Source organism: Halobiforma nitratireducens JCM 10879, assembly GCF_000337895.1.
Taxonomy (GTDB): Archaea; Halobacteriota; Halobacteria; order Halobacteriales; family Natrialbaceae; genus Natronobacterium; species Natronobacterium nitratireducens.
Genome location: NZ_AOMA01000125.1, coordinates 23,212 through 49,850 on the forward strand (window position 1 = coordinate 23,212; position 26,639 = coordinate 49,850).

Annotated in this window: 22 protein-coding genes; 17 read left to right on the forward strand and 5 right to left on the reverse strand. The window is 62.0% G+C overall.

Going from position 1 to position 26,639, the window contains the following annotated elements:
- Position 1: 1 nt before the first annotated feature.
- From glpB to C446_RS12400, 4 genes are all read left to right on the forward strand, one after another.
- Positions 2–1,438, forward strand: coding sequence for a glycerol-3-phosphate dehydrogenase subunit GlpB (gene glpB, locus C446_RS12385; protein WP_006673452.1), 1,437 nt, complete (start codon positions 2–4; stop codon positions 1,436–1,438).
- Positions 1,435–2,907: an anaerobic glycerol-3-phosphate dehydrogenase subunit C gene (locus C446_RS12390; protein ID WP_006673453.1), complete on the forward strand. Its 1,473-nt coding sequence runs from the start codon at positions 1,435–1,437 to the stop codon at positions 2,905–2,907. Before glpB ends, C446_RS12390 begins: the two co-directional genes overlap by 4 nt.
- Complete coding sequence (locus tag C446_RS12395) at positions 2,904–4,160, forward strand: Cdc6/Cdc18 family protein (protein ID WP_006673454.1); 1,257 nt, start codon at positions 2,904–2,906, stop codon at positions 4,158–4,160. The genes C446_RS12390 and C446_RS12395 overlap by 4 nt, the downstream gene beginning before the upstream one ends.
- Before the next feature lie 133 nt (positions 4,161–4,293).
- Complete coding sequence (locus tag C446_RS12400; RefSeq protein WP_006673455.1) at positions 4,294–6,534, forward strand: hypothetical protein; 2,241 nt, start codon at positions 4,294–4,296, stop codon at positions 6,532–6,534.
- A 62-nt stretch (positions 6,535–6,596) separates the two neighbouring features.
- Here C446_RS12400 and C446_RS20285 read toward each other — a convergent pair whose 3' ends face one another.
- Together C446_RS20285 and C446_RS12405 are read right to left on the reverse strand one after the other, a co-directional pair.
- Positions 6,597–6,731: a DUF7503 family protein gene (locus tag C446_RS20285; RefSeq protein ID WP_006673456.1), complete on the reverse strand. Its 135-nt coding sequence runs from the start codon at positions 6,729–6,731 to the stop codon at positions 6,597–6,599.
- A gap of 373 nt (positions 6,732–7,104) precedes the next feature.
- Entirely contained in the window at positions 7,105–9,978 is a 2,874-nt protein-coding gene (locus C446_RS12405; protein WP_006673457.1) for an oligosaccharyl transferase, archaeosortase A system-associated, read from the reverse strand.
- A gap of 209 nt (positions 9,979–10,187) precedes the next feature.
- Here C446_RS12405 and C446_RS12410 point away from each other — a divergent pair, with 209 nt between their 5' ends.
- The gene (locus C446_RS12410; RefSeq protein WP_006673458.1) at positions 10,188–11,327 is read left to right on the forward strand and encodes a glycosyltransferase; all 1,140 of its coding nucleotides are present in this window, start codon (positions 10,188–10,190) and stop codon (positions 11,325–11,327) included.
- A 10-nt stretch (positions 11,328–11,337) separates the two neighbouring features.
- On the opposite strand, the gene C446_RS12415 is transcribed toward C446_RS12410, so the two are convergent.
- Complete coding sequence (locus C446_RS12415) at positions 11,338–12,246, reverse strand: glycosyltransferase (RefSeq protein WP_006673459.1); 909 nt, start codon at positions 12,244–12,246, stop codon at positions 11,338–11,340.
- Positions 12,247–12,368: 122 nt separating this feature from the next.
- Here C446_RS12415 and C446_RS12420 point away from each other — a divergent pair, with 122 nt between their 5' ends.
- From C446_RS12420 to aglJ, 9 genes are all read left to right on the forward strand, one after another.
- Positions 12,369–13,517, forward strand: coding sequence for a hypothetical protein (locus tag C446_RS12420; RefSeq protein ID WP_006673460.1), 1,149 nt, complete (start codon positions 12,369–12,371; stop codon positions 13,515–13,517).
- A 378-nt stretch (positions 13,518–13,895) separates the two neighbouring features.
- Positions 13,896–14,450, forward strand: a complete 555-nt coding sequence (locus C446_RS12425) for a hypothetical protein (RefSeq protein WP_006673461.1) — start codon at positions 13,896–13,898, stop codon at positions 14,448–14,450.
- 295 nt (positions 14,451–14,745) lie between these two features.
- Positions 14,746–15,300 carry a hypothetical protein gene (locus tag C446_RS12430; protein WP_049920207.1) on the forward strand — a complete coding sequence of 185 codons (555 nt, stop codon included), beginning with the start codon at positions 14,746–14,748 and terminating at the stop codon, positions 15,298–15,300.
- A gap of 153 nt (positions 15,301–15,453) precedes the next feature.
- Positions 15,454–16,602, forward strand: a complete 1,149-nt coding sequence (locus C446_RS12435; protein ID WP_239639503.1) for a glycosyltransferase family 61 protein — start codon at positions 15,454–15,456, stop codon at positions 16,600–16,602.
- A gap of 1 nt (position 16,603) precedes the next feature.
- Positions 16,604–17,461, forward strand: coding sequence for a hypothetical protein (locus tag C446_RS18795; protein ID WP_160162972.1), 858 nt, complete (start codon positions 16,604–16,606; stop codon positions 17,459–17,461).
- Positions 17,462–17,510: 49 nt separating this feature from the next.
- Complete coding sequence (locus C446_RS12445; RefSeq protein WP_006673465.1) at positions 17,511–18,953, forward strand: oligosaccharide flippase family protein; 1,443 nt, start codon at positions 17,511–17,513, stop codon at positions 18,951–18,953.
- 51 nt (positions 18,954–19,004) lie between these two features.
- A complete protein-coding gene (aglF, locus tag C446_RS12450; protein WP_006673466.1) occupies positions 19,005–19,754 on the forward strand; it encodes a UTP--glucose-1-phosphate uridylyltransferase AglF in 750 nt (249 codons plus the stop codon).
- 120 nt (positions 19,755–19,874) lie between these two features.
- The gene (aglM, locus tag C446_RS12455) at positions 19,875–21,257 is read left to right on the forward strand and encodes a UDP-glucose 6-dehydrogenase AglM (protein ID WP_006673467.1); all 1,383 of its coding nucleotides are present in this window, start codon (positions 19,875–19,877) and stop codon (positions 21,255–21,257) included.
- A 111-nt stretch (positions 21,258–21,368) separates the two neighbouring features.
- On the forward strand, positions 21,369–22,433 hold the full coding sequence (aglJ, locus tag C446_RS12460; protein ID WP_006673468.1) for an S-layer glycoprotein N-glycosyltransferase AglJ: 1,065 nt from the start codon (positions 21,369–21,371) through the stop codon (positions 22,431–22,433).
- A 167-nt stretch (positions 22,434–22,600) separates the two neighbouring features.
- Here aglJ and C446_RS12465 read toward each other — a convergent pair whose 3' ends face one another.
- Entirely contained in the window at positions 22,601–22,930 is a 330-nt protein-coding gene (locus C446_RS12465) for a DUF5789 family protein (RefSeq protein ID WP_006673469.1), read from the reverse strand.
- Between the two features lie 182 nt (positions 22,931–23,112).
- On the opposite strand from C446_RS12465, the gene C446_RS12470 reads away from it, so the two are divergent.
- The 3 genes from C446_RS12470 (at position 23,113) to C446_RS12475 (ending at position 25,818) form a co-directional block, all read left to right on the forward strand.
- Complete coding sequence (locus C446_RS12470) at positions 23,113–23,322, forward strand: ribbon-helix-helix domain-containing protein (protein WP_006673470.1); 210 nt, start codon at positions 23,113–23,115, stop codon at positions 23,320–23,322.
- An 81-nt stretch (positions 23,323–23,403) separates the two neighbouring features.
- On the forward strand, positions 23,404–23,556 hold the full coding sequence (locus C446_RS19345) for a hypothetical protein (RefSeq protein WP_169331365.1): 153 nt from the start codon (positions 23,404–23,406) through the stop codon (positions 23,554–23,556).
- A gap of 384 nt (positions 23,557–23,940) precedes the next feature.
- Entirely contained in the window at positions 23,941–25,818 is a 1,878-nt protein-coding gene (locus C446_RS12475) for an aldehyde ferredoxin oxidoreductase family protein (RefSeq protein WP_006673471.1), read from the forward strand.
- A gap of 24 nt (positions 25,819–25,842) precedes the next feature.
- On the opposite strand, the gene C446_RS12480 is transcribed toward C446_RS12475, so the two are convergent.
- Positions 25,843–26,475 (reverse strand): hypothetical protein, encoded by a 633-nt coding sequence (locus tag C446_RS12480; protein WP_049920209.1) that lies wholly within the window; start codon positions 26,473–26,475, stop codon positions 25,843–25,845.
- Between the last annotated feature and the right edge of the window lie 164 nt (positions 26,476–26,639).

The following is a 26,639-nucleotide window of genomic DNA, read 5'->3' on the forward strand; positions in this document are numbered from 1 at the left end:
GATGGCGATCGAAGACGACGTGCTCGTGATCGGGGGCGGCATCGCCGGCGTGACCGCGGCGCTGTCGGCGGCCGACGGCGGCGCTGACGTTCGGCTCGTCACCCACAAACAGAGTACGTTGCGCAGTGCGAGCGGACTCATCGACGTGCTGGGCTATCTGCCTGCGAGCGCGGGTACGACCGGCACAGACGAAGAGAACGAACAAAAGGCGGGCGCAGGCACGGCCCTCGAGGGGCCCGTCGTCGATCCGTTCGAGGCGATACCGCAACTCCCGGAGAGCCATCCCTACCGAACCGTCGGCGTCGACACCGTCCGCGAGGCACTTGCGTTCTTCGACGAGATGCTCGGCGACGACTACGTCGGCGCTCACACCGACGACAACGCGCTCGTTCCGACTCACGGCGGGAGCGTCAAGCCGACTGCACGCTACCCGACGTCGACGGCTGCGGGGCTGGCAAGCGACCCACGGGACGTGCTGCTGGTCGGCTTCGAGACCCTGCCGAGCCTGGAAGCGCCGCTTGCGGCTGCCCACCTCGAGGCCGCGGGCGCTCCCTTCGAGGCCCGTGGCGTGACGCTGTCGTTCCCCGGTATCGTCCGGGACGACGCGAAGGTGACTCGGTACGCCCATCTGTTGGATCACGACGAGGCCGTCCCGACCGACAGCGGCGAAACGGGTGCTCGCGAAGCACTCGCGGCCGCCGTCGAACCCCACATCCAGGGAGAGTCGCGGGTCGGTTTCCCTGCCGTGTTGGGTGACGATCATCCCGACGACGTTCGAGCCACCCTCGAGGAGGCCCTCGGCGTCGACGTCTTCGAGGTGCCGATGGGGCCGCCGAGCCTCCCGGGGTTGCGTCTCGAGGATCGGTTGTACGCCACACTCGAGTCCGCAGGCGTAGAGGTGCGATCCGGCGTCCCGGTGATCGACTACGAGACCGACGAGAGCGAGGGCGACAGCCGGCGGATCGACCGCGTCGTCGTCGACCGCAACGGCGCGAAGCTCCCTCACCGAGCGACGGAGTACGTCCTCGCGACGGGCGGCTTGGTCGGCAAAGGAATCGGCTCGAACCGCGAGCGAGTGACCGAACCGATCTTCGACTGTCACGTTCCTCACGCGACGGACCGGTACGACTGGTTCAGCGAGGACGCGTTCGGCGATCACCCGTTCGCCCGGTTCGGCGTCGTCCCGGACGACGGGTTGCGGCCGCTCGACGGTGACGGCGATCCGGAGTTCGTCAACCTGCGGGCCGCGGGAGCCGTGCTCGGCGGCTACGACTACGCGGCCGAAAAATCCGGCTCGGGCGTCTCGATCGCGACCGGGTATCTGGCGGGACGGCGTGCGGCCGAACGGGTAGCCGAAACGAGAAACGCGGATGCAAACGGGGCGAGTGAGAACGCGAACGCGAACGCAAGCGACGCGGAGGTAACTGGAACGCAATGAGCGACGCCGAACGACCGATCGACGAGACGAGCAGCACCGACACGAACGACGAGACCAACCTCGAGCGCGCCGGCGGCGTCGGAACCGCCGGCCCTGAGGAGGAGTTCGAACCGGTCGACGTCTTTCCCGAGAGCGAGGAGATGGACCTCCGGCCCGGGGCCGACGACTGTTACAAGTGCTCGACTTGCGACACGAACTGTCCCGTCGCCGAGGTCGACGACGAGTTCCCCGGACCGAAGTTCCAGGGTCCCGAACAGTGGCGGCTCAAACGTCAAGAGGACAAAGACGTCGACGACTCGGTGATGAAGTGCTCGAACTGCATGCGCTGTGACAGCGCTTGCCCCTCGAGTGTTCCTCTCTCGCAGATGCACAACACGGCCCGCGGGGAGTACGTCGAAGAGCAGATGAACAAGCTCTCGCGGGAGTACTGGCGCAACCGGATGCTCGCAAACTACCGGCGGCTTGCGCCGCTTGCTGCCATGTTCCCCCGGACCTCGAATTTCGTCATGGGGCTGTCGCCGGTCCGCTGGCTCGGCGAGAAGCTACTCGGGGTTACGAGCGAGCGGGAGTTCCCCGACTTCGCGACCGAGACGTTCCACGCCTGGTGGGCCAAACGCGGCGGCAACGAAACCTCGAGGGAGCGAGCCAAGCAGGCCCGTGCCGAACGCGGCGAAGAGGGAACGGAAAAGCGCATCGCTTACTTCCACGGCTGCTATGCCAACTACAACACGCCCGAGGTAGCGAAGGCTCTCGTCCGGGTGTACGAACACTTCGGCTACGAGATTATGATCCCCGAACAGCGCTGTTCCGGCACGCCGATGTTTGCAAACGGCATGCTCGCGGACGCGCGCCGGGCCGCCGAGACCAACGTCGAAGAGCTCGCGGCCGCCATCGAGGACGGTGCCGACGTGATCGCTTCGTGTAGCTCCTGTTCGATGTCGCTTCGCCAGGAGTATCCCGAACTATTCGATATCGAGGGCATCGACGACGTAGCCGAAAACACCTGGGACGCCGTCGAGTACCTGCGGGTACACGAGGACCTGAAAACCGAACTCGAGGGAACGAGCGTCGCGGACGTCGAGGGAATGGAGGACTTCGCTTACCACGCGCCCTGTCACGCCCGCAATCAGGGCCTCGCTGGACAGACCCGTGAAGTACTCTCGCCGATCGACGGCGTCGACGTTCACGACGTGGGCGACTCCTGTTCCGGCATCTCGGGCACCTACGGCTGGAAGGAAGAACACTACGATACTTCCATGAAGATCGGCGAGGAAATGTTCGAACACATGGAAACTGCAGATGCCGAGGCCGGACTCACCGAGTGTCCGACCTGTTCGATGCAGATGGGTCACGGAACCGGGTACGAAATCACGCACACGCTCGAGGTACTCGAAGCAGCGCTGACTACGGGCAGTGAGAGCCAGGGGCGGCCGGTGGCGACCGACGGGGGTCCCGACGGGAATAAATGAACCTCCGCGACCGGATCGATCGCCGGCACAACGCACACGGCGACCGTCAACTGGCCGTCGATCGGGACCTCCTCGCGCCGACCGTCCATCGGAGTGAACCCGTCGGCAGGGGGCCGGCACTCGAGCAACTTCTCGACGCTCTCGAGCCGGTTTTCGACGGCGATCTGCCGCCGCCGCTTGCCGTTATCGGTCCACACGGTGCCGGTACGTCGGCCCTGGTCGTTGCCCTGTTCGACGCGTTGAACGATCGGTTCGGCGGAGCGGGTGGAGCGGTCGGCACGACGACGCGTGCCAGACCGTCGGAACCGACGGCCTGGTTCGTCCACGTCGACGGTCGTCGCGTCGACAGCGAGTTCTCGTTCTATCGGTCAGTTCTCGACGTTCTGTCGCCGGAACCGGTCCCCGAAAGTGGAATCGGGACCGACGACCTGCAAGCGCGGGTCCAGGACCGGTTGGCTGGGAACCGGCAGGCGGTCGTCGCGATCGATCACCACGACGAACCCGAGACGCTCGACTACGGCCGCGTTCGCGACCTGCTGAAGGTCGCCGACGTGACAGACAGCATCGCGACAGTCGCAGTTGGACGCCACAAACCCGACGACTGGGGCGGCGCAACCGTCTCGCTGCCGGCCTACCGGAGCCACGAACTCGTCGACATCGTCACCGACCGCGCGTCGTCCGGGCTGGTGGCGGGCGGCTTCGATCACGAATCTATCCGAACCCTAGCGGAGTGGGCCGACGGAAACGCCCACGACGCGCTGGCCGCACTGTTCGTCGCGACCACGGTCGCAGAGCGTGAAGACGCCGATCGGATTACCGAACGCCACCTCGAGTACGGCCGTATGGACGTTCACGAGAACGGCGTCCACGTCGACCGGGCGCTTGCGCTGTCGGAGACGCGTCAGCAGGCCCTCGCTCACCTGGTCTCGCTCGATCTCGACGTGACGACGACGCCGATCGGCGATCTCGCCAACGCCGTCGCCGAACGCTCGTCGCTCACGACAGGAACCGTCAAACGGTTCCTCTACGAACTCGCCGAGCGCGGTGTTCTCGAGCGCATCGAACTCGAGGCCGACGGCACTGGCCGAAATCCGAGCGCACTCGACCCACTGATTCCCCCGGCGGCGTTTCGAGAGCTCGCGGCGGTATCGTTCGACGCGAACGGGCCCACCGAGCTACCGGTGAACCACGACACCGACGCCGACGCGAGGCTGGAAGCACGACCGGACCGAGAACCGGATTCGGGGTCGTAGGCCCGGGAACCGAACCCGTCGCCGAGCGTGTTGCTATCGAAGATCGGGGAACGGACCGACAACCCCAGGGCAGTGAAGAACCCTTTTTGGTCGTGCAGCCGAATAGTTCCGTCATCGACGACGGCTCTCACTCATGATCGACTTCGACGCGACGACGAACCCGCCGGGGATCGAGGTGTACGACTCGATCGAGCAGCGGCGACTCCGCATCGGAACGGGTTCGACGCCCTCCCTGCCGACCGACACCGACGCCGCGACCGACGACGGCACCACGCTTCCAGCGGAGTTCCCGTTTCCCGTCGACACGACGTGTCGGATCGACACCGACGAACTCGTGTTCGACCAGCCGTACGCTGTCAAACTCCACGACGCCGAAGGCGTCACCGTCGATATACTCGAGATGGGAGAGACCGCTCGGATCGACGAAGAAACGAAGTTCCTGGGAGTCAGTGGCCCGATAAAGCTCTATTTCAGAATCGACGCGAGCGGAACGATCAAACGACAGGTCACGTCGCTGCGCATCTCCCTCGAGGAGGAGACGACGACGGTCGTCGGTGCCCGCTCGCTACACGATCGACCCGCGGGCACGATTACGACCACGACCGATCTCGAGTCGATGCTGTCGGCCGTCTCCGCTGCGGCTTCCGCGCTGAAGACGACCTCCCCCGAACGTACCTGGCCGACCCTCCGGGGTCACCCGCCCCTGATCGAACTCGGCGACCGCCTCGAGATTCCACCCGAGATCGAGCAACAGCGTCCGGACTCGGACGTGACGATAGTGATCCCGCCGAACCGCTCTGCGCTGTTTTCGGCGGCATCGCTTGCGTTTTTCCTCGGGGCAGACGTTCGTACTGCGGAACTCGAGAACGGACGTGACGACGCTGGTGAAGACATCCGAGCGCAGGCCCAACCCGGAACTGGAACCGGACCGGACGAACGCGTCTCGTCGGAACCCGCGCTTCTCACGGCTGACCTCGAGTATCCGCTCCCTGCTGGCGACGCGTTCGAAGACGCCGTCGCACGCTTGCTCAAGCGGTTCTTCCTCCTCGACTGTCTCACCCGGACGGAGGGCATCTTTCGGGACGATCTTCACGAGCGAGCAGCGCTCGAGGACGAACTCCCGTTCGACATCGAGGAACTGTACGACGCGCCGCTGTCCGTACGAGTCGAGCGCTACCTCGAGGTGTCCTATGACCGCCTCGAGCCACACGTCCCGCGGTGGCCGCTTACCGCTCACGTCCCGGCCGAACCCGAGACCGTCGAACTCCTGCCGTTTCTGATCAACGAACTCGGCATCGTCCGGACGGCGCGGGGAACCGAACGACCTGCCGCCGGTCCCGGCTCCGATCTCGAGGCGGCCTCGGTTCCGACCCCGGAGTCGGACGGTCAACTCGCACGTGCAGCGACCGACGGTGCTCTGACCCTCGATCGGGCCCCGAATCCGACGGACGATGCTCCCTCGCTCGTCGAGCCCGACGTTACGAGCGAATCGGTCGAACACGCCTGGTTCTGCGATGCGATTCCACGGGGAGCCTCGAAAGCGACCGTCGAAGCGTACCGAAACCAGCTCGGACGGGGCTCTCGGAAAGAATCGATCGACATCCTGCTGGTCTGTAACGACGTTCGGATGATAGAGGAGCACGACCTACTGGACGAAACCTACGGGAACCACGAACGAGTGCCGTTCGACGTCGACTCGGAGTTCGGCGTCGACACGGACCGGTTGGCCACGCTTCTGACCGACGAGGATTACGACTTTTTCCATTACATCGGTCACGCGACACCCGACGGACTGCGCTGTTCGGACGGCAAACTCGACGTTCGGGACCTCGAGTCGGTCGACGTCAGCGTGTTCTTCCTGAACGCCTGCCAGTCCTACGAACAGGGACTCGCGATGACTCGACGGGGAGCCTACGGCGGCGTCAGCACCTACAGCGACGTCGAAAACGAACTGGCCGTCGAGGCAGGCGAGACGATGGCCCGGCTGTTGAACCAGGGGTTCCCACTTCGCGGGGCCGTCGACATCGCTCGCGAGAACGCGTCGCTCGGGGATCAGTATCTCATTATCGGCGACGGATCGACCGACATCGCCCAGTCCGACGGCGGTGCGCCAGCACTGATCGAACTCGACCGCCGAGCAGACGGGTACGCCTTCGCCGTACAGTCGTATTCGACCAAAGAGTTTAGACTCGGAACAGCGACTGAGTCGACGTTACCGACAGTGTCTGATCGCCACCTTGGCCCCGGACAGACGACCTTCACCGAAGTCGATCGGCAGTCGCTTCAGGAGTACTTCACGTGGAACGAACCGCCAGTTCGTCTGAACGGAGAACTACGCTGGTTTCACGGTGTCGGATCGACTCCGCTCGAGTAAGGAATCAGTTGTACTGTAGTATCGATACGGCTATTCTGGTGGCAGTTGACGTGGATGAACTGTTATGGTCCAACCTCGGATGCAGTGGACGCTGCCGCCGTTCCTGCCTGACTCAGAAGGACGAACAGCGTGAACAGGACGCCGATCATTCGTGGGTGCTGTGCGAGGTAGTCGGACATGCTGTCTGCGTCGGACATTACATTCTATCGGTTGTTTCCAAAGGTAATCAAATTATCTTATACTTCCATATGTTATTAGTATGGAATGATGTGGCGAGAGAACGCGGATACGTCTCGAAAACCGACTCTCCCCACGACCAACTGGTGACTCGGCGTGTTCGGCTGGCCAAACAGCGACGGATCAGCAATCGGAACTGCTCGCTCGAGCTATAGTAGCCACTACACGTCAGTGTGCACCTGATCGCCAGACGAATCGGCGATCAGTGTGCAAATCGTTGCAGTTGTTACTAGTCACAGCGAAAACAGAAGGCACACGACTGCGCTCGTCCCAGACGCCAGGAGTCCGGACATCCGGGACGAAGAAAGACTGCAAGAAGCCGAAAAAAGCTAGTTACTCGTCGTCCCCGTCGGTCTCACCGTCCGTCTCGTCGTCTGCCGTGTCGTCGTCCGTCTCTTCGTCGTTCGCTTGTTCGTCATCCGTTTCGTCAGTCGGGTCCTCGATTTCGACTTCCTCGAGATCGACGTCGACGGTCTCACCGTGGACGACTGCGGACTCCGGAACCTCCGTCTGGCCCTCGTAGAACACGAGTTCCTCGTCCGGTGCGTCGACGACGACATCGTACGCATCGGTCGCTTCGACACTCGCGTTCGTGTGTCCGTCCTCGACACCGAGTTCGTCGTTCGTCGCGTACGGCACGGTGAGCTCGAAGCTCCCGTCGGCCTCGAGTTCGGCCTCCTGAACGTAGGTGAACGACTCGCGTTCGCCCGGCGTCTCGAGTTCGACGGCAGCGGTCGCCGTCGCGTCGTCGGCATCGATGTCCGCGTCGACGCTCCCGGTGATCGTTGCCCCTTCGACGCGTTCGTAGGTCTTGACTGCCGATCCCTGTCGTTCGTCGAAGAGTTCGTAGTCGAGTTCCGGCTGTCGCTCGAGTGCCTGAAGTTGCTGTTGGGTGTTCTGATCGACGCGCTGGTTGACGAACACCTGCGGGTCGCCGTCCTCGCCGAGCAACACTTCGTCCGTGCTCTCCTCGATCACGGCGTAGCTGACGAACGTCGACGTGTAGATGTCGTTCTCGTGGACGAGTCGGTAGTTCTCCATCCCGCTCGCGTCGTCGAAGTACAGCTGGGACAGCGTCGTGTTGTCGTACGGCAGGTCGCCGAAGCGGTCCTCGACATCGTCACGGTCGATCCGCTCGTTTGGCTCGAGGTCGGCCGGCGTCGTGTAGTGTTCGTAGTCCGGGCCGGCCCAGGCCGAGATGGCAGCGAACTTCCCACCGGCCATCTGGTCGTCGATCATCACGTACCGCATCTCCTCGTCGAGCTCTTCGCCGTCGACCATGTCCTCGAGTTCCTCGACACTCTCGTTTTCGGGCGACTCGCCCGCGGCGATCGCATCCAGGATCAGTTCGGCTCGCTCCTCGGACTCGGCGGTCAGGAACGCCGACGAAGACGTGGCTCCGGACTGGAACGGGTTCGAGTGTGGGATCCGTTCGCCCTGTACCGTTATCAGGTGGCCGTAGTCCCACCAGGACATGACGCCGTACGCTCCCTCGGGGTAGTCGAAGTTCTCGTCTCCGGGACGGTCGTAGGTACCGTAGTACTCGAGTTCGTCGGCGCGTTCGTGTTCACCCCAGTTGCCGGGTTCCGGCGTGTTCTCGTTCAGCCACTGGTTCGAGTCCTCCCAGATGATGGAGTCGGGATGCGGGCCCGCGCCGTCGGCGCGCTCCCACGCCGTCGAGTCGTCGGCCGCGACCGGCGGGAGAAGCGGCGCGAAAAGCAGCATGACGACCATCAGGAAGACGAGTACCTGGTAGGTCTCGACCTCTCTGAGCGAGTTGACGCCCGCTTGCAGGTCCAGATCGACGAGGCGAACGATGTCCGCGACGAAGACCGCGTTGACGACTGCAACGGCGAGCGCGAGGTAGTACGCGAACCGGATCTGGGTCGCCGACATACTGATCAGGAACAGCGACCAGACGAGGATCAGCGTGTACTCGGTCCGGTACTCACGACCGAAGTACGGACGAAGCGCGAGGAAGCCGAGTCCGGCGAGCATCGTGTAGAACGCGGTCCCGAACTCGTCGAAGACGTGTGCACCGAAGTCGGCGGGTGGTTGTGCCTCCTGAATCGTCTGGGCACCGGTCCCCGGGTCGAGCGGGAGCAGCCGGCTCGTGAGGTTTCCAACGAGCGTACTGTACAGGTCGGGAACGACTACTGCCATCGCGACGAACGCGCCGACGATGAGGCCGCCGATAGCTGCCGGATAGTATCGTCGATCGATATCGTACGCGTTCCACTGGCGTGCGAACCAGGCCATGAAGACACAGCCGATGGCGACGAGAAGGGCACTGATCGGCTGGAGATAACTGAAACTCGTCACGCTTACGCCAGGGCGTTCGATCAGAAGCGCAGTGAGAATCGCCGTTACTCCGAGGCTTACCGCGCCGACGAACGCGACGTGGTCGGGTGACACGTCTCGGACGTAATCGAGACACAGCTGAACGGTGAAAAACACCGCAAGGATGCCGATCAAGACGATGGCGGGCGGCCAGACCCAGATGTAGAGCGTGAGAGCGATTCCAGCTAGTGCGCTGTAAATCGTTGGCTCACGGAGGGCGTCCCAATCCTGATCGGCGACGAGTTCGTATATCGGTTGTTCTCGTTCGGCCACGCGGAGGGCAACCATCATGGCCAACACTGTACACGCCATAAACAGAATCTCGGCGACGTGGTGTTGGACCTGGCCGGTCACCGTTCGAGAGAGGAACTGACCGGGGATCAACGCGAGAACGAGGACGGAAACGATCCCCCCGATGGTACCGCCGAGTCGACGGCCCATGTAGAAGACGGGTATGGCGACGAGAGCCGCCATGGCTGGAACGACGAGCAGCGAAACGGTGTAAAGCGTCTGCGTCGACGGCTCTCCGAGCCCCACGATCATCGCGACCGTTACGATGATCTGGTCGAACAGGGTCCCGAACTGACCGACGTACTCGCCGGTTGGGAAACTGGTCCAGATTTCGTAGGGCATCGTATAAGGATAGTTCTCCGCGGTCCACTGGACGGTCCGCCAGTGGTACCACGAGTCGATACCGCCGAGCGCAGGGGTTCCGTCTTCGATAACAAAATTACCGTAAGCCTGGGTCCGCACCCAGAACATAAACAGCATCACAGCACCCAAAACGGGAATGTGATACCAGTCTTTCCACGTCTCGAGGAGGGACGTTTCGGTTTCCTCCCCGACGCGTTTAGTATCGCTACTCATTATCCCCCACCAGACGGATACGGTGAATAAACTTTATCATCTGACTATCGTATTTCGGACGACGTGACAGCCTTCTGGGCCGGAAAGTCAGTCCAGTTCTGGCGGACCGTTCCCCGATCTCGAGATCGGCAACCACCCGGACCAACAGCCGGCTGTGGAAGCCGCCGCTTCGTCAATATTTATGTCCGAACGGACGTACCGGCGAGACGATGCTGCTACTCTGGATCGGGCTGGCCGTCCTCGTGGTCGCTGCTATCCCGTATGCGCTCTATCTCGTCGGGTTTCGAATCGCCTCTCCAAGCGGCTCCCCCGCCCGAAAAGACGACACCGTCGAACCGGTAAGTATCGTACTGCCGACCTACAACGAGAGCGATATCGTTCGGAACACTCTCGAACGGCTCTGCTCGCTCGAGTATCCAGCTGACGAGTTGGAGATCGTCGTCGTCGACTCGAGCGACGACGATACCGCAACAGTCGTTCGCGACTTTTTCGAGGGAAAAGAACACCCCGAGTCGAGGCTCATCGAGGAAACCGATCGAGGTGGCGTCGCTCGAGCGGTCAATCGAGGAGTCGACGCCGCGAGTCACGACGTGATCTTCCGGACCGATTGTGACTCCCGTCTCCACGAAGACGCGATTACACATGCGGTAGCGAACCTCCAGGATCCGTCGGTCGGTGCCGTTACCGGTCGGCAAAAAGAGGTGCTCGGCGACAGCGATGTCGAAGAATCGTACCGCGACATGCAGGCTCGAAATCAGGCCCTAGAGTCACATCTCGATTCGACCTTCATCGTTCACGGGCCGTGTTTCGCGTTCCGCAAAGAGTACTTCGCCCCTATCGAAGAGGACTCGCTGGCCGACGATACGGAGATCGCTATCGGGGTTCGAAAACGGGGAAAGCGCGTTCTCATGGACCCTGCAATGCAATTTACGGAGGTCGGCGTCTCGGATATCCGTGACCGACGCGAGAGAAAAGACCGTCGAGCGATGGGGTTGTTGCAATTATTGGACAGAAACCGAGACATATTCGGAGGATACGGGCTCTACGGCTGGATCGTCGTTCCCTTCAACTGGTGGTTTCTCTCCGTCTCACCGTGGCTCTCGGTCGGCGGTGCCGCCCTCTCGTTGCTCGGGTTACTGACGACGGTGCCGGTGCTCGGTGGCGCTGTGGCCGCTGCGTTCCTCGGGTTCGTCATGCTCGGTCAACGAGATCGACTCGGACCGCTGCAGGCCCCGTACGCGGTTTTCGACTCGCATCTTTCGCTCGTCATCGCACGCGTTCGGCTTCGACGAGGGGACGAAGACGGCACGTGGTCGATCGACACGTCGTCTCGAGAGCTACTACGTTGAGACTCGTCCATCACGAGTCCGAACTACGACCGACGGCCGCTCCGAGTGTCGTTTTCAATCGATCCCGGAGTATCCGCGAACACTCACGATAGTACCCGAATCCCCGTGCTGCAGTCATCGCTACAGAGATAGCGGTGTAGAGCCCTCGGTTCATCGATTCGTCGTACTGCTCTCGTCGAATTCCGCTCGGCCGCGGCGGGATGCCGACCCGTCCGTACCGATCGGGATAGTAGCGCTGGAGCTGACAGTGCCCACGGCCGATCCGAACGTTTCGACTGAAAAGAGACCGAAACGAATCCCGCGTCGGATGGATTACCGTCGACTCGGGTGCGTATTCGAGATCGTATCCGGCTCGATAGACGCGGTTCCCGAACTCGAGATCGCCGCCCGAGACGAGTCGTTCGTCGAACTGTCCGACCTCCTCGAGGAGGTCGCGAGTAACGAACAGACACGATGTCGGGGCGTAATGGTGGTGTTCGAGGAAATCTTCGATCGGAAAGCCGGACACGAGGTTGTACTGAGCGACCGGCGACGGGTCGTCGGGTGCCTCGAGTTCGACATTCGGTGCGAGGTAGTGTGTGCCGCGGTCGGTTAGCCGATCGATCGAGTTCTCGAGCCAGCCGTCGGTGACCCGTTGGTCGGCGTCAAGAAAACAGAGACGGTCGCTCTCGGCGTGGTCGATGCCGGTGTTGCGGGCCGCATAGGACGATTGAACGTCACGCTCGAAGACGAGCGAGACCTCCTCGTGAGCGTGCGTGTAGTTGTCGACGACAGTCGGCGTGTCGTCACTCGAGTCGTTATCGACGACGACGATCTCGATGTCCCGGGACGGACGAGATAGTAGGGACCGTAGCGTCCTGTCGATCCCACGGGCATCGTTGTAGACGGGGATTATTATCGAGATGTCCGCAGTGGTCATCCGATCTGTAAGAGATGGAACGGCGAAAAAAAGCCGTTGGTTGGTCGACCTCAACTGTTACGCGATTGGTAGGCTACGTGACGGGACATTCTTCACCTCCGGCCACGATACGCCAGAGTATCATGGTTGATCTGTACGATGTTCTGACCGAGTGTGCGGATGCCGCTCTGGACGAAATATCCGAAGACGGATCTCTTCCTGCGGGAACGAACGGTCCGTGGAACGACCCGGAGACCCCAGTTCGGAACACCGGTCACTGGCTCCAGACGTTTCTCAAAGTCTACGAGGTCACTGGTGACGACCAGTACTACGCTGCTGGCGAGCAGGCGCTTGCATATTTGCTCTCTTCTACAGCCCGGCCCTACGAAAAAACGTTTCACCACCGAAAAGACAGCGAGCAGGATCGGTGTAACGGATTAATCGGCCAGGCGTGGTCCATCGAAGCTCTCGTTGCTGCGGCGTCAGTATTCGACCGAAGCAAACCGATCGAGACCGCGGAATCGATCTTCCTGAACCACCCGTTCGACGAACGGTTGGCAGCGTGGAAGATCGTCGACATCGATGGGAGCGTGGTTGGGTTCGACATGACGTTCAATCATCAGCTGTGGTTTGCTGGCGCTGGCGCGTTGCTGGCGGAGCATCCGGAAACGAGCGAGCGCGTCGAGGACCGAGTTCGACGCTTTCTCGACGAACTCGAAACGAACATGACTGTTCACGACTCGGGGGCGATCAAACACTTGCTGAAACCGGAGTTCGACGTACCGAAGTACGCGACGGTTTTCGTCGATGGCGTTCGCCGAGGGACCGCACACAAGATGGTCGCCGGGCAACTTCGGTCGCTTTTCGATCGGAGTGAGTCGGCAGAGTCAGCCGACGAGTGGTACGAGCGGGCGATCGGGTATCACTCGTTCAACCTGTACGGACTGGGAATTTTACACGAGTGGGACCCAACACACGAATTCTGGGAATCCGAAAAATTCGACCGAGCACTCACGTTTGCGACGAGTGAGACGTTCCGTACGTGTCTCGATGGGAACCCATACGGTTATCCATACAACTGTTCGGGCATCGAGTTAGCATACGCTCTCGGCGAGTTCGATGCGGCAACACGGTCCGAACAGCAGGAGTGGCTACGGCGGCAGTTTGCCCGTACGTACGATCCAGAAACAAACGCACTCTGTCGAAATACGGACGACCCAACGACGCTGACGGCACGGCTCTACGAGGCAACGCGGCTCCCGAACGTCCGAATCCCCGAGTCAGCGCTCTAGGACAGAAATCGAGGACGGATACCCACTGGCAGTTGTCCACTCGAGGTAAACCGTAATGTGAGCACTCCCTATAGCTCGAAAGATTTTTTCGACTCTCCGCGAATTTGATTCGCAGTGACATCGAGAGACTCTCCGAATCTATTGCGGCAAGGTGTTACTGTTCTCAGGCGGGATGGGTTCGGTGCTGCAGTGAGGGCTGCGCTTCGGGTACTGAACCTCAACTATCGTGGGTTTTGGTGGTACGCTCAATACCTCTATCGGAAGAAAGTCTGTCGAGACTGCCGAACGACTGATCCGTTTTCCGTCATCCGCGTCTCTCCCGACCGAATCAGTCGACAGCCAGCCCCCCCAGTCCGTCGTTGGGGTGACTTCGGTGCCGTGTTAGACGGTGACTGGGACCAGCCGGGGAAACCACTCGAATCCTCGCTCAAGTACCGGAGCGTAGTCGATCACTTCGAAAACGAAACGCCGTGGGCGGACACCGAGCTCTATCAGGTCGCTATCGAACACGTAGAAAACGGCGACCCCTTCTGGAACGGGTCACTGACGACGGACGACGTCGAACGACGAACGAATCACGTCGATGAGCTTTACGAAACGATCCGGGAAGAGGGGTACAAATCACAGGCGGAGCGACACGGGAAGCCGCTTCGGGAGATCGTTCTCAGCCGCACCTTCGATCGCTCCATGGAAGAGGTCGCAGTCGCGATCGGAAGGGACGGAGAGATACTGTTCGTCGACGGAAATCATCGATTGGCGATCGCACACGTTCTTGATCTCGAGGAAATACCCGTACACGTCGTCGCGAGACACGAACAGTGGGAAGAGATCCGGAACGCCGCGCGAAACGCAGCGAGCCCGGAGGGGCTCGACGACCGCGCCGCCCAGTATTTCCCTCACCCCGATCTCGTTCACCTAGTTGGCGATACGTAGTCGCCACTGATAGTGGACCGATACGTTCAAACAGAAGTCGTGACATTATAGACGTAGAGAAGTGCCGAACCAATTACGTTCTCTCTGTGGAACGGTTATCCACTATCCGCGTGCAGTCTCTCGAATTTTCCGGCAAAAGGGTCCCGGAGCTGTCTTACAGGAGGGTAGAGAACACCTCTGGTGGCGCTGGTACCGGATACGGATGCATCCACGATTCAGACGAGTGTATGCAACTGGACTCCGTACCGGTCGTCTCGTTCGGCGGTCACGGTTTACGGATGCAGATCCGTTCAAAGTGATCTATGTAGACCCCACGGCGATCGAACACCATGCAACGGACCTCCCGAAGGTATGGGGCCGCGTAGTTGGCGGGGAGTGGGAAACGGTTCCGTTCGAGGAAGATACTGCGTATCGGGCGATGAAAAAGCGGTTTGTCGACGACAAAGAGTGGGACGAAATTGACGAAAGGATAACTGACCCACAGGTATGGGAGACGCTCTATCACTCGATCAAGACTGAAGGGTACAAATCACAAGCGGAACTCGCTGCGTCGAACACGACTGACGACCTGTCCTGGGACTGTGAAATCGGTGTGGCAATCGATGCTGATGGCGACATCCACTGGGTAAAACGCGGCGCACGTCGGATTCGAATAGCGAAACTCCTCGAGGTCGAAGAGGTGCCGGTCCAGGTCCGGATTCGGCATCCACAATGGCAGGAAGTACGCGACGAGATCCGCACTGCAGAGTCAGTCACAGCACTGTCCGAGCGGGCACGGAAACACCTCGGCCATCCGGATTTACAGGATGTCTGTGGGACACTATCCACAAATACGAAGAGCTATGAATGAGACGCCGTTTCCGTCGATTAACTAGCCACCGCCACGATGTCTTTTCCAGCAACGCTGCTGCGTACGCGACGAAAGTATCGTTCCGATGGCGGAGCCGCGCTGCTCTCGGAAGCGATTACGAACGCTTTCGAAAGCGATCCAGTGCGGAAACTAGTGCGTCGAACGATTCTCGATCGTGCATCGATCGTCGACCAAGCACAACTGCGGGAAACCGCCGTGCGTGAGTGGGAGTGTGCACCAGAAGAGTCACCTGTGGCCTCCAGCACTGAAGTACCCATTCCCCGCAAACGGCGTCTTCCACACAGTGGCTCGTTCGAGGGACTCGAGAGCGATCTACCGACCTCACCTTTCGTTACAGAACTCGAGGACGTAACTGTCCTGGGCCCGTCAGGACTTGCTATCACGCCCGACTCGGGACTCGTCAAAGACACTGTCGCACCTGATTCCGCATCGTCGGGGCGAATCGAGAAAATCCTGGGTCGAAGTCTCAGACAAAACGGGTTTCGTCGAACTCGGGATATCGTCCGGTCGCCAACCTCGTACAGTAATGAACAGTATTCCCTTGCAACGACTCTAGTTCCCCTGTGGAACAACTACTATCACTGGACACTGGAATGTCTCCCAAAACTCCTCGGGATAGAGACCTACCGGAGAGAGACGGGGAACACACCGACGGTGCTCTTACCCCCGAATCCGTCGTCTTGGATGTTGGAGTCACTTGAGTTAGTAGCGAACGCGGAGATCGATACGGAACCGCTCCGGCCGGGTGCAATACGTGTGGATCGGTTCGTCGCACCTTCCTATCCGACACCATCCCGAAGGGAGTGTTTCTGGGTACGAGACCGGGTACACGACGCGGTCGATGTCGAGACTTCGGATTCCGAAGCGTATCCGTCTCGGATCTACGTTAGCAGACGGAATGCTACCGTCCGTCGGGTAGAGAACGAACCAGCGGTACTCGAGGCTCTTTCGGAGTTCGACATCGAACCGTTCGAACTCGAGACCCTGAGCGTGAGCGAGCAAGCACGACTGTTTGCAAATGCGGAGTTCGTCGTCTCCCCTCATGGGGCGGGGTTAGCGAATATAGTGTATGCCGACGATCCAACTGTACTCGAACTCTTCGGGCAGAAAGAAAAGACGACGTTTTCGCGGCTCTCGAAGTTACTGAACAACGAGTATCATGCACTATTCTGTGATCATACTCGAAAGGATATCGTAGTTGATACGGACGAACTCGTGTCCGTTATCACGGAGATATTGGCGGGGAACCGTGAGCCAGTCGTTCCCGGGAACGAGCAATAATATGTCCTCTCTCGAGCCTATCAAAGAAGCCGTCCGTGACCTCCGCGGCGTGATAACGAGAGCGATAACGACGTTGCGTGCTGGTGGTCCCGACCGTCTCCTCTTTTACAGTATGCGATATATAAGCTGGAAGGGAGAGTTCCATCGGCGTGTTCGGTCCCTTCCGGCCCCGATAGCGACGATCATGTATTCAGTGACCCGAACCGTCGTACGCTGTCTCACTCGGTTCTTCAGGATACTTTACCCCCAAAAGTATACGGATGCTGATCCATATAAATATATCCTCGCTGATCCGTCGGAAATAGAGTACACCACGGGAGAAATATATTCGAAGCGGCGTGGGTGGGTCGTCGACGGTAACTGGGACAAATGTGGCGAGCCGTATATGCAGCGACCGTATGCCAGAGCAATCAAACAACGATTCGTCGATGGACTGTCCTGGGAAGAGACCGCTCTCTCGGAACAGTACGACGAGCCGAGAGTGAAAAAACGGGGGAACGAAATCGAGCACCTCTACAACAGTATCCGGGAATCCGGATACAAATCGCAGTACCGTCTTCTCCGAGAGGACCCCAACACTGCATGGAGCAGCCTCAACGACGCGATGCATCCGCTGGCCAACGAGATTGCCGTCGATATCGGTCGAAACGGAGAGATACTGTGGAATCTCTGCGGACAACATCGCCTTGCAATCGCGAAGGTTCTCGATATCGATCGAATCCCGGTGCAGGTATTTCGCCGACACGCCGAGTGGCAAGCTATTCGAGATCGGGCCCGACGGGGAGAGGAGATTCCAGAAGAGTTTGCCGAGCATCCGGACCTCGAGGATGTCCTCGCCGACGAGTCGGCTGACCGATAAAACGGGAGTCTCTTAACGCTCTCTCGGAAACGCTTGGTCACGTCCCGCTATGCGTCTCGGACAAACTTCCGTCATCTATCTCGTTTCAAAATTCGGTGGCTCCGTGCTTGGCTTCCTCGCCACCATTTACTTCACCCGGACGCTTGGCGAAGAAGTATACGGCTTCTACGCGATTACACTCGCGCTCGTTTCTTGGCTCGGGATCGTCAAAAGCGTCGGTTTCGGGAAAGCGATCGTCAAGCGGATGAGCGAAGACGAGGAGCCGGACGCGTACTTGGCTGCCGGGACGACGATCAAAATCGTACTCACGACGGTGGTTTCTCTCGCCGTTCTCGTCTTTAGCGACCACGTAAACGCATATATCGGTCGACCGGTCGCCGAGTTCGTCGTACTGCTGTTGCTCGTCTCGATTTTCAGCGGGCTGGTCAATGCTGCCCTCAAAGGGAGCCATCGCGTCCACATTTACGCCCCCCTCAGCACCGCAAAAGAGGGTGCCCGAAGCGTTGCCATGATTGCTCTCGTACTCCTCGGCTGGGAGCTAACGGGGATGCTGGTCGGTCACGCACTCGGAACCGCGGTAATCGCGGCACTCGGACTGTTGATCGTTCGACCGACGATCACGGTCCCGGAGCGGCGACACGTCGTTCGATTGTTCGATTTCGCGAAGTTCTCTTGGCTCGGAAATATGCGCAAAAAGGCGTTCAGCGATATGGATATTATGGTTCTCGGCTTGTTCGTTCCAGCCGGTCTGACGGGGATCTACGCCGTTGCATATACGCTGGCGAAGTTCCTGGATGTCTTCGGAAGTGCTATCCAGACGACCCTCTTTCCCGAGTTGAGCAAACGGTCCAAAGCTGGAGACACCGAGATGGTACGGAAGCTCACGAACGACGCGCTCTCTTATGCGGGGTTGTTCCTGATACCGGGAATTATGGGCGCAGCGATCCTCGGAGATCGTCTCATGCTCGTCTACGGAGACGGCTTCGATATCGGTGCACGGATACTGACGATCCTGCTCGTAGGCATCCTCGCATATACCTACAACAAACAACTCCTCAACACGCTCAACGCGATCGATCGACCGGACCTCGCGTTTCGGGCAAACGGCGTCTTCATCGGTGCGAACCTGGTTCTCAATCTCGCACTCGTCTACAGTATCGGGTGGCTGGGCGCAGCGATCGCGACAGCTGCGTCCGCGACGATTGGCCTTCTCTGTGGATACTACTATGCGCGTCAGCACGTTCGGTTTCGTGTCCCTGTCGGGGAAATCTCGAGACAGGTCTTCGCCGCCCTGCTGATGGGAATCGTCGTCTACGGTGCTCGCGCCCTCGGCGAAACTCATCCCATCGCCGCTTACAACGAGGTGTTCGTCGTCCTGCTGGTTGGTCTCGGCGCGACCATCTACTTCCTCGTCTTGCTCGCGATTTCGAGTTCCTTCCGTTCGACCGTCTCGGATAACCTTCCGTTCGACGTTCCGTACATTACGAACTGACGTGGCGGTTTCTCACAAAGTATATACCATCCCTCAAGAACCATCCAAAACATGCAAGCAGTCGTGTTGGCCGCGGGCAAAGGAACTCGCCTCCGGCCGCTGACCGAGGACAAACCCAAGGTCCTCGTCGAAGTCGATGGCAAGCCCCTCATCGAGGACGTCTTCGACAACCTCCTCGAGGTCGGCGCGACGGAGTTTATCGTCGTCGTCGGCTACCAGAAAGAACAGATCATCGAACGGTACGGCGACGAGTACGAGGGCGTCCCGATCACGTACACCCACCAGCGGGAACAGCTGGGACTGGCCCACGCGATCCTACAGGCCGAACCCCACGTGGACGACGATTTCATGCTGATGCTGGGGGACAACGTCTTCCGGGCGAACCTCGGTGACGTGATCAATCGCCAGCGAGAGGAACGTGCGGATGCGGCGTTTCTCGTCGAGGAAGTCCCCTACGAGGAGGCCTCCCGCTACGGCGTCCTCGATACCAACGAGTACGGCGAAATCGTCGAGGTGATGGAGAAACCCGACGATCCGCCGTCGAACCTCGTGATGACCGGCTTCTACACCTTTACGCCCGCCATCTTCCACGCCTGCCACCTCGTTCAACCCTCCGACCGCGGTGAGTACGAGCTCCCGGACGCGATCGACCTGCTGATCCAGTCGGGACGGACCATCGACGCGATTCGAATGGACGGCTGGCGCATCGACGTCGGCTACCCGGAGGATCGCGACCGAGCCGAAGAGCGACTCGAGGATGGCGACGAGATCGACGCTCCGGAGCTGCAAGCCGACAGCTGAGATCGTGCCGGCTCCGAGTTGCCAACTCCCTGCGCTCCCGTCCCGTCCTGTCCCGTCCTGTTCCGTCCCGTCTTCGAGCCAACCAAAAACGACTAACGCCGATCCGTCCTCGCATATCGTATGAACGTCTCTATCGTCGGCAGCGGCTACGTCGGAACCACCGTCGCCGCCTGTCTCGCGGAGCTGGGCCACGATGTCGTCAACGTCGAGATCGACGAGGATATCGTCGCGACGATCAACGCGGGCGACGCGCCGATCCACGAGTCCGGCCTCGAGCAGCGTATCGCCGAACACGCGGGCGACTCGCTGCGCGCGACCACGGAGTACGCCGATGTCCGCGAGACCGACGTTACGCTGCTCTGTCTCCCGACCCCACAGAGCGACGACGGCAGTCTCGACCTCGCGCCGATGCGGGCCGGGACGGAGATGCTCGGCGAGGCCCTCGCCGAGAAGGACGACGAGCACCTCGTGGTCGTCAAGAGCACGGTCCTGCCAGGGACCACCGAAGAGGTCGTCGCGCCGATCCTCGCCGAACAGTCCGGCACCCCCATCGGCGAGGGGATCGACGTCGCGATGAACCCCGAGTTTCTCCGGATGGGGACCGCCGTCGGCGACTTCCTCGAGCCGGACAAGGTCGTGCTCGGGACCCGAACCGACGCCGCAGCGGCCACGCTCCGGAACCTCTACGCACCCATTCTCGAGACCGACGGCACTGCTCTCGTCGAGACCGACGTTCGCGAGGCGGAACTCATCAAGTACGCGAACAACGCCTTCCTCGCGTCGAAAGTTTCCCTCGTGAACGAACTCGGTAACATCGCTAAGGAGTACGGTGCAGACGCCTACGAGGTGCTCGAGGCCGTTGGGCTCGACGATCGCATCTCGGAACGGTTCATGCGCTCGGGCCTGGGCTGGGGCGGTTCCTGCTTCCCGAAAGACGTCGCCGCGATCCGGGCCGGCGCGCGCGAACAGGGGTACGAACCCGAACTGCTGGACGCCGTCGTCGCGGTCAACGACGAGCAACCGCGGCGGCTCGTCTCCCTGCTTGCCGACCACGTCGACCTCGAGGGTGCTCGGATCGCGGTGCTTGGCCTCTCGTTCAAACCCGGGACCGACGACATTCGGAAATCACGTGCACTGGATACGATCGAGTCCCTCCGCGAGCGGGGCGCGACGGTCGCTGCGTACGATCCGGTCGCGGTCGATAACGTGCGGGAGTATTACGCCGGCGGCGACGAGTCCGTCCTGGTTGACCTCGAGTTCGCCGATACTGCCGCGAGCGCGCTCGAGGACGCCGACGGCGCGGTCGTCGCGACGGACTGGCCGGAGTTCGACGACCTCGAGGCCGAGTTCGAGGGGATGGCCCGCACGGTCGTCGTCGACGGACGGCGGATCGACGTCGACGAGGACGCGCTCGAGGGGATGGCCCGCACGGTCGTCGTCGACGGACGGCGGATCGACGTCGACGAGGACGCGCTCGAGGTGTACGAGGGATTGACGTGGTAACCGCCGACATCGCCGAAAAACGACGGGAGCGGGGACAGTCCGTTCGTACTAGGGATCGAACGACGGTGATTTTCAGTAGTCTTTTGCGGCCCCAGCAGAGAGTGGCTGGCGATGGAACATGACGGGACGGTCGCGCAGGCGGACCGCGACGGCGATGGGGAGGTCATCGCCATGAGCGGTACCGAAACGGCGCGCGAGATCGCGTCCGACGAGGTGTGCGTCCTCATCCCGACGCTCGAGGAGGCCGCGACGATCGGCGACGTGATCGACGGCTTCCACGAACAGGGGTACGAGAACGTCGTCGTCATCGACGGCGGTTCCGAAGACGACACCCAGGAGATCGCACGTGACCGCGGCGCGACGGTGCTCGTACAGTCCGGCGACGGAAAAGGCCAGGCAGTCCGCGAGGCAGTCGACTACATCGACGTTCCCTACGTCCTCATGGTCGACGGCGACGGGACCTACGATCCTGCCGACGCCGGCCGGATGCTCGAACCCCTCTCCCGGGGGTACGAACACGTCATCGGGAACCGGTTTGCCGACATGGACGACGACGCGATGAAGGCGCTGAACGGGTTCGGAAACCGGATGATCAACCGCTCGTTTCGCTTTATCCACGGGGCGGACTACGACGACATCCTCTCGGGCTATCGGGCCTTCACAGTCGATTCGTTCGAGCGGCTCTCGCTGGACTCGGATGGGTTCACGATCGAGACCGAACTCGCCGTCGAGTGCGTAAAACACGGCGTCGACACGACGGTCGTTCCGATCAGTTACAGCGCCCGGCCCGAGGACTCGGAGACGAACCTCCACCCGATCAAAGACGGCGGGACGATCATCCTCGCGCTGTACTCGCTTGCCAAGACGAACAACCCGCTGTTTTACTTCGGCAGCCTCGGTGTTTCCGGCATCGTCGCCGGTGGGGCCGTCGCAGCGTACGTCCTCTGGCAGTGGGTCCAGCACGGCCAGGGTCACGAGATCCTCGCGCTGGTTGCGGCCGCGGGCATTCTGCTAGGCGTCCAGCTGCTGATGTTCGGCGTCCTCTCGGACATGCTCGTGACCCTCCACCGGGAGCAGCGCCGACGCCTCGAACAGATCACACGCGAAGCCCGCGAGGGCGAAGGCGATGCTGCTTCCGGCCACGACTCTCGAGAGCGAAACCGAAAGCGAGACTGAGAGCAAGACTGAGAGCGAGACTGAGAGTAGCCCCGGACTGGAGCCGAAACGGACCGAGCCGCGGACTCGAATCAGGACGGGAGCTGAATCGAGAACGAGCCGAGATCGTCAACCCGGTGCCCCGGAGCCGACGGCGAAAGCGACGATCGGTAGCGAACGTAGTTCCGTTAGAAAGGAAGCATCGAGCGAACTTGTTGAAAGACTCCCCCGGAGTGTTCCTGCCGGTACTCCTCGAAGGGGCCGTGGAGTTCGTTCAGCAGTTGTTGTCGTGAGCGAAACTCCGCCTGGTCGACTTCCGCGAGCATTTCCCCAAGCGAGACGTCGTTGCCGTGGACGTCGTAAGGGATGCGTTCAGTGCCGAGTTCGGCAGCGACGTCGTCTTTCGTAGCCGGAAAGGTGAGATCACTGTCCTTGAGACGAGCGTCGACGGCCGCGATACCGAACTCGATGCTCTCGGGTTCGTCGTCGTCGCCGTTCGATGGTGGCCGGACTCCCATAGCCCTCTATTGCCGGGCCGCTATAAAAACCGCTACGAAGACGCTCGAGCGGTCGCTTCGCGGTCGAGGCCTGCCGGGCGACTGGCCGTCGTCGACTCCCGTTCGTCGCGTCGCCGCTCCCGCTGTCGGTTCGGACGTGACCGCGCCGACACGTCTTTGGTGACCGCGACGGACGTTCCACTATGACCGACTACACCACGGTCTCGATCCCGAAGGAACTCGCCGACCGCGTCGAGGACACGATTGAGGGAACGAGTTTCCAGAGTACGAGTGACCTCGTCCGATTCCTGCTTCGCAGCATCGTCATCCAGCACCAGAAAGAGGGCGAGCTCACCGAGGCCGAGTTCGAAGAGATCACCGAGCAACTCCAGGGGCTGGGCTATCTCGAGTAAGGTGTGGCCGCGTCACGGCCCGTAGCCGAGGTGAATTTTATTCCGCTCGGGAGCGTACGTTCGGCCGGAGGTCGAAGGTGCATGCCACGCATCCCGGACTTCCCACCCACATCGGACGACGACGAGGAGACGGACGACAACCGGCATCGCGGGGGCATCATCGATCGAATTATCGACGGCGGCGTTCCAACCACGTCGTCGCCGGAACCGACGCCGGCCGTGACGAGTAACTGAGCGGATTCCCTCTCTTTCGTCGCCGAGTTCGTCGGTCGAGACGCTGTCTCGAGTCGCTCGCGGTGAGCAGCCGCGAGGTCTGCGTCCGTCAGATCGGCGACGGGGCGATAGACGGCACTCAGCAGGAACACCTAGTCCTAAGTATCGAGTGTCCGAACCCCGGGATGCACCGCATGGGTGCGATGGGGAGCGGTGAACCACCACCTACCGATCTGCCCGCTCCCCTCGCGGTGCTTCCTAGCGGAAGCGTTCGACCAGTTTTATCCGAGCCTACTAAATCGCGTTGGCCATTGGCGATATCCGAACGCGTTTCGCCCGGCTGTTCGGTGGTCGCCCGCGGTCGTAGGTATTTCTGTCTGCGGACGAAACGGGCTATCGATACGAATGGTCGACCGGCCGTCCGTCCTGCGTGCGAACCTCACCGCCGGCGAGGTCGAGAAAGAGCGGGTGCCGGACCAGTGGCGTCGGCGCTTTCTCGGAGGCAAAGGGCTCGGCGTGCGGTATCTCTACGACGCGCTCGAGGCGGGAGTCGATCCACTCGGGCCCGACAACCTGCTTGGCTTTTTCGTCGGACCGCTCGCGGGGGCGTTGCCGGGTGAGTCACGGTACGCCGCGGTGACGAAATCCCCGTTGACCGGGCTCTTTCTCGACTCGTATGCCGGCGGCGCGTTCGCGTCGCGGCTCGCCGGCTCGCTCGAGGACTGCCGTGCCCTCGTGGTGACTGGAGCCAGCGACGACCCCGTCCGAATCGTCGTCGAGGACGGAACGGCCGAGATCGAGCCAGCCGAGACGTGGGGGGCGGATACGGTCGAGACGGGGGCGGCCCACCCGGACGCAGCCGTCGCGTGTATCGGTCCTGCAGGCGAACGCCAGGTCCGGTACGCGACGATCGCTTCCGACGCGGGGGACCACCAGGCCGGCCGTGGCGGCGCGGGGGCCGTCATGGGCTCGAAGCGGCTCAAGGCGGTCGTCGCGGCTGGGCCGCCGGCCGATCCGCCGACACCCGAACTCGCCCGCCTCCGGGAGACCTACGCCGAGCGATACGCCACCGGCGAGACCGGCAGCTGGCAGGCGACCAGCGCGACGCTCGAGTCGATCGACTTCGCCGACGCGGTCGACGCGCTCGCCACGAACGGGTGGCGCGAGCGGACGTTCGACGGTATCGAGGACATCGGCGTCGAGGCGGCCCGCGACGCGTCCGTCGGCCGGGAATATCCCGACGAGCCGGTCCCGGGTGGCTTCCGCGTCGAGACAGACGACGGCGAGACGGTTCCTCGCGGGGCGACCCAGATGAGTCTCGGCGCTGGCCTCGGAATCGACGACTTCGATGCCGTCGCCGAACTCGGGGCCCTGTGTGATCGACTCGGGCTCGACGTCATCTCGGCCGGTAACGCGGTCGCCTGGGTCGCCCGCGCTCGCGAGGCCGGCGCGATCGAGGCGGCCCTCGAGTTCGGCGACGGCGAGGGGGCACGCGCGCTCATCACGGCGATCGCGGACGGCGTGCAGGCACTCGAGGATGCTGCAAGCGGTGACCTCGAGTTGCCCTGCGATCCCGCCGTCGTCGCGACGCTGCGTGACGGTGTCGACACCGCGGCCGCCCGGTTCGGCGTCGAACCGATTCCGACGGTGAAGTCGATGGCCCTGCCCGCGTACGACCCCCGTGGGGCTGCGGGGATGGCGCTTGCGTACGCGACCAGTGATCGGGGCGGCTGTCATCGCCGGGCTCGCCCCATCGAGGAGGAGGTGTTCGCCGCCTGGGACCGCGACGAGCGGGTCACGGCAGTCAGGGTCGCACAGGACGTTCGATCCGTGCTGTGGAGTCTCGTCGCCGACGACTTCGCCGGCGAGACGCTGTGGCACGACTGTGGCACGGAGTTTTTCGAGGCCTTGACCGACGCCGAGACCGTCGACGTCGCTTACCCGACCGATCCCGACGCGCTCTACCGGACGGGCGAGCGAATCTGGACGCTCGTGCGGCTGTTCAACGCTCGAGAGGGGGTCGACCGACACGACGACCGGCTGCCCGAACCCCTGTTCGCTGGGGACTCGAGCGACGAGGGAGGTGTCGACGTGGACGCAGGCATCGATCCCGATGCGTTCGAGGCTCTACTCTCGGCGTACTATCGCGCCCGCGGCTGGGGCCGCGATGGACTGCCGACGGAACGGACCCTCGAGCGGCTCGATCTCGCGCCGGTTCGGGACGAGCAGACGCCCGTCGGAACGGCGTTCGCGGCGGCAAGCGAGGGCGGCGGCAAACGGTAGCCGTCGGCCTGGCGGCTGGAGCCGTCACTCCCGTTCCGGCGAGCGTCGCCAGAGGGCGCGATACAGCGTCCACATGTCGTACTCGAACGCGAGTTCGCACTCGAGTTCGAGCCCGTCCGCCAGCGCCCGCGCGTGGTCGAGGTACATCCCGTATGCGTCGATCGACGGCGGATCGGGGTACGCACCGAGGTTCTCGGACGGACCGTACTCGCCCAGCGCCTCCCACTCACGCTCGCCGACGACGAGACGACGGTCGGGATCGCAAAAGAACAGGAACGCGGACGCAACCGGGACGTCGACGCCCTCGAGGACCGTCAGCCGCTCGAGGGCGTCCCGCTCGGCGGCGTCGGATTCGGCGTCCCCGCCGTCGGACACCGACTCGAGTGCCCCGGCTGCACCGACGATCGCGTCCCGAACCGCTCGGTAGTCGTTGCGCTCGAAGGCAGCCTCACGGCGTCGGCGTTCGGCGTTGGGCACGCCACCGATCGAGCGTCGGTAGTACCATCGGACGACCCACGCGGCGTCGCGCCAGCCGAACTCGCCGCGCCGAAACGCCGCCGGCAGCGTCTCGATTTGCTCCTGCTCGACGGGGAAGAACGGCTCGTGTTCGCGGTAGTCCTCGACGGCCGACTCGACTGTCGACTGGGAGAGCGCCATCGGCGGGAGTTCGGGGACGGGCGTGGTTAGCTTTTCCCCGCCTGCCCGGGTACAACCCGGTGGCGATCCTCGACGTTCCACGCGAACGGTCCGGAGGCTGTCGACTCCCGTCCCCGCCGTAGTCGCTCGAGAGTAAGTCACGTGCCAGAAAGACTCATTCGTGT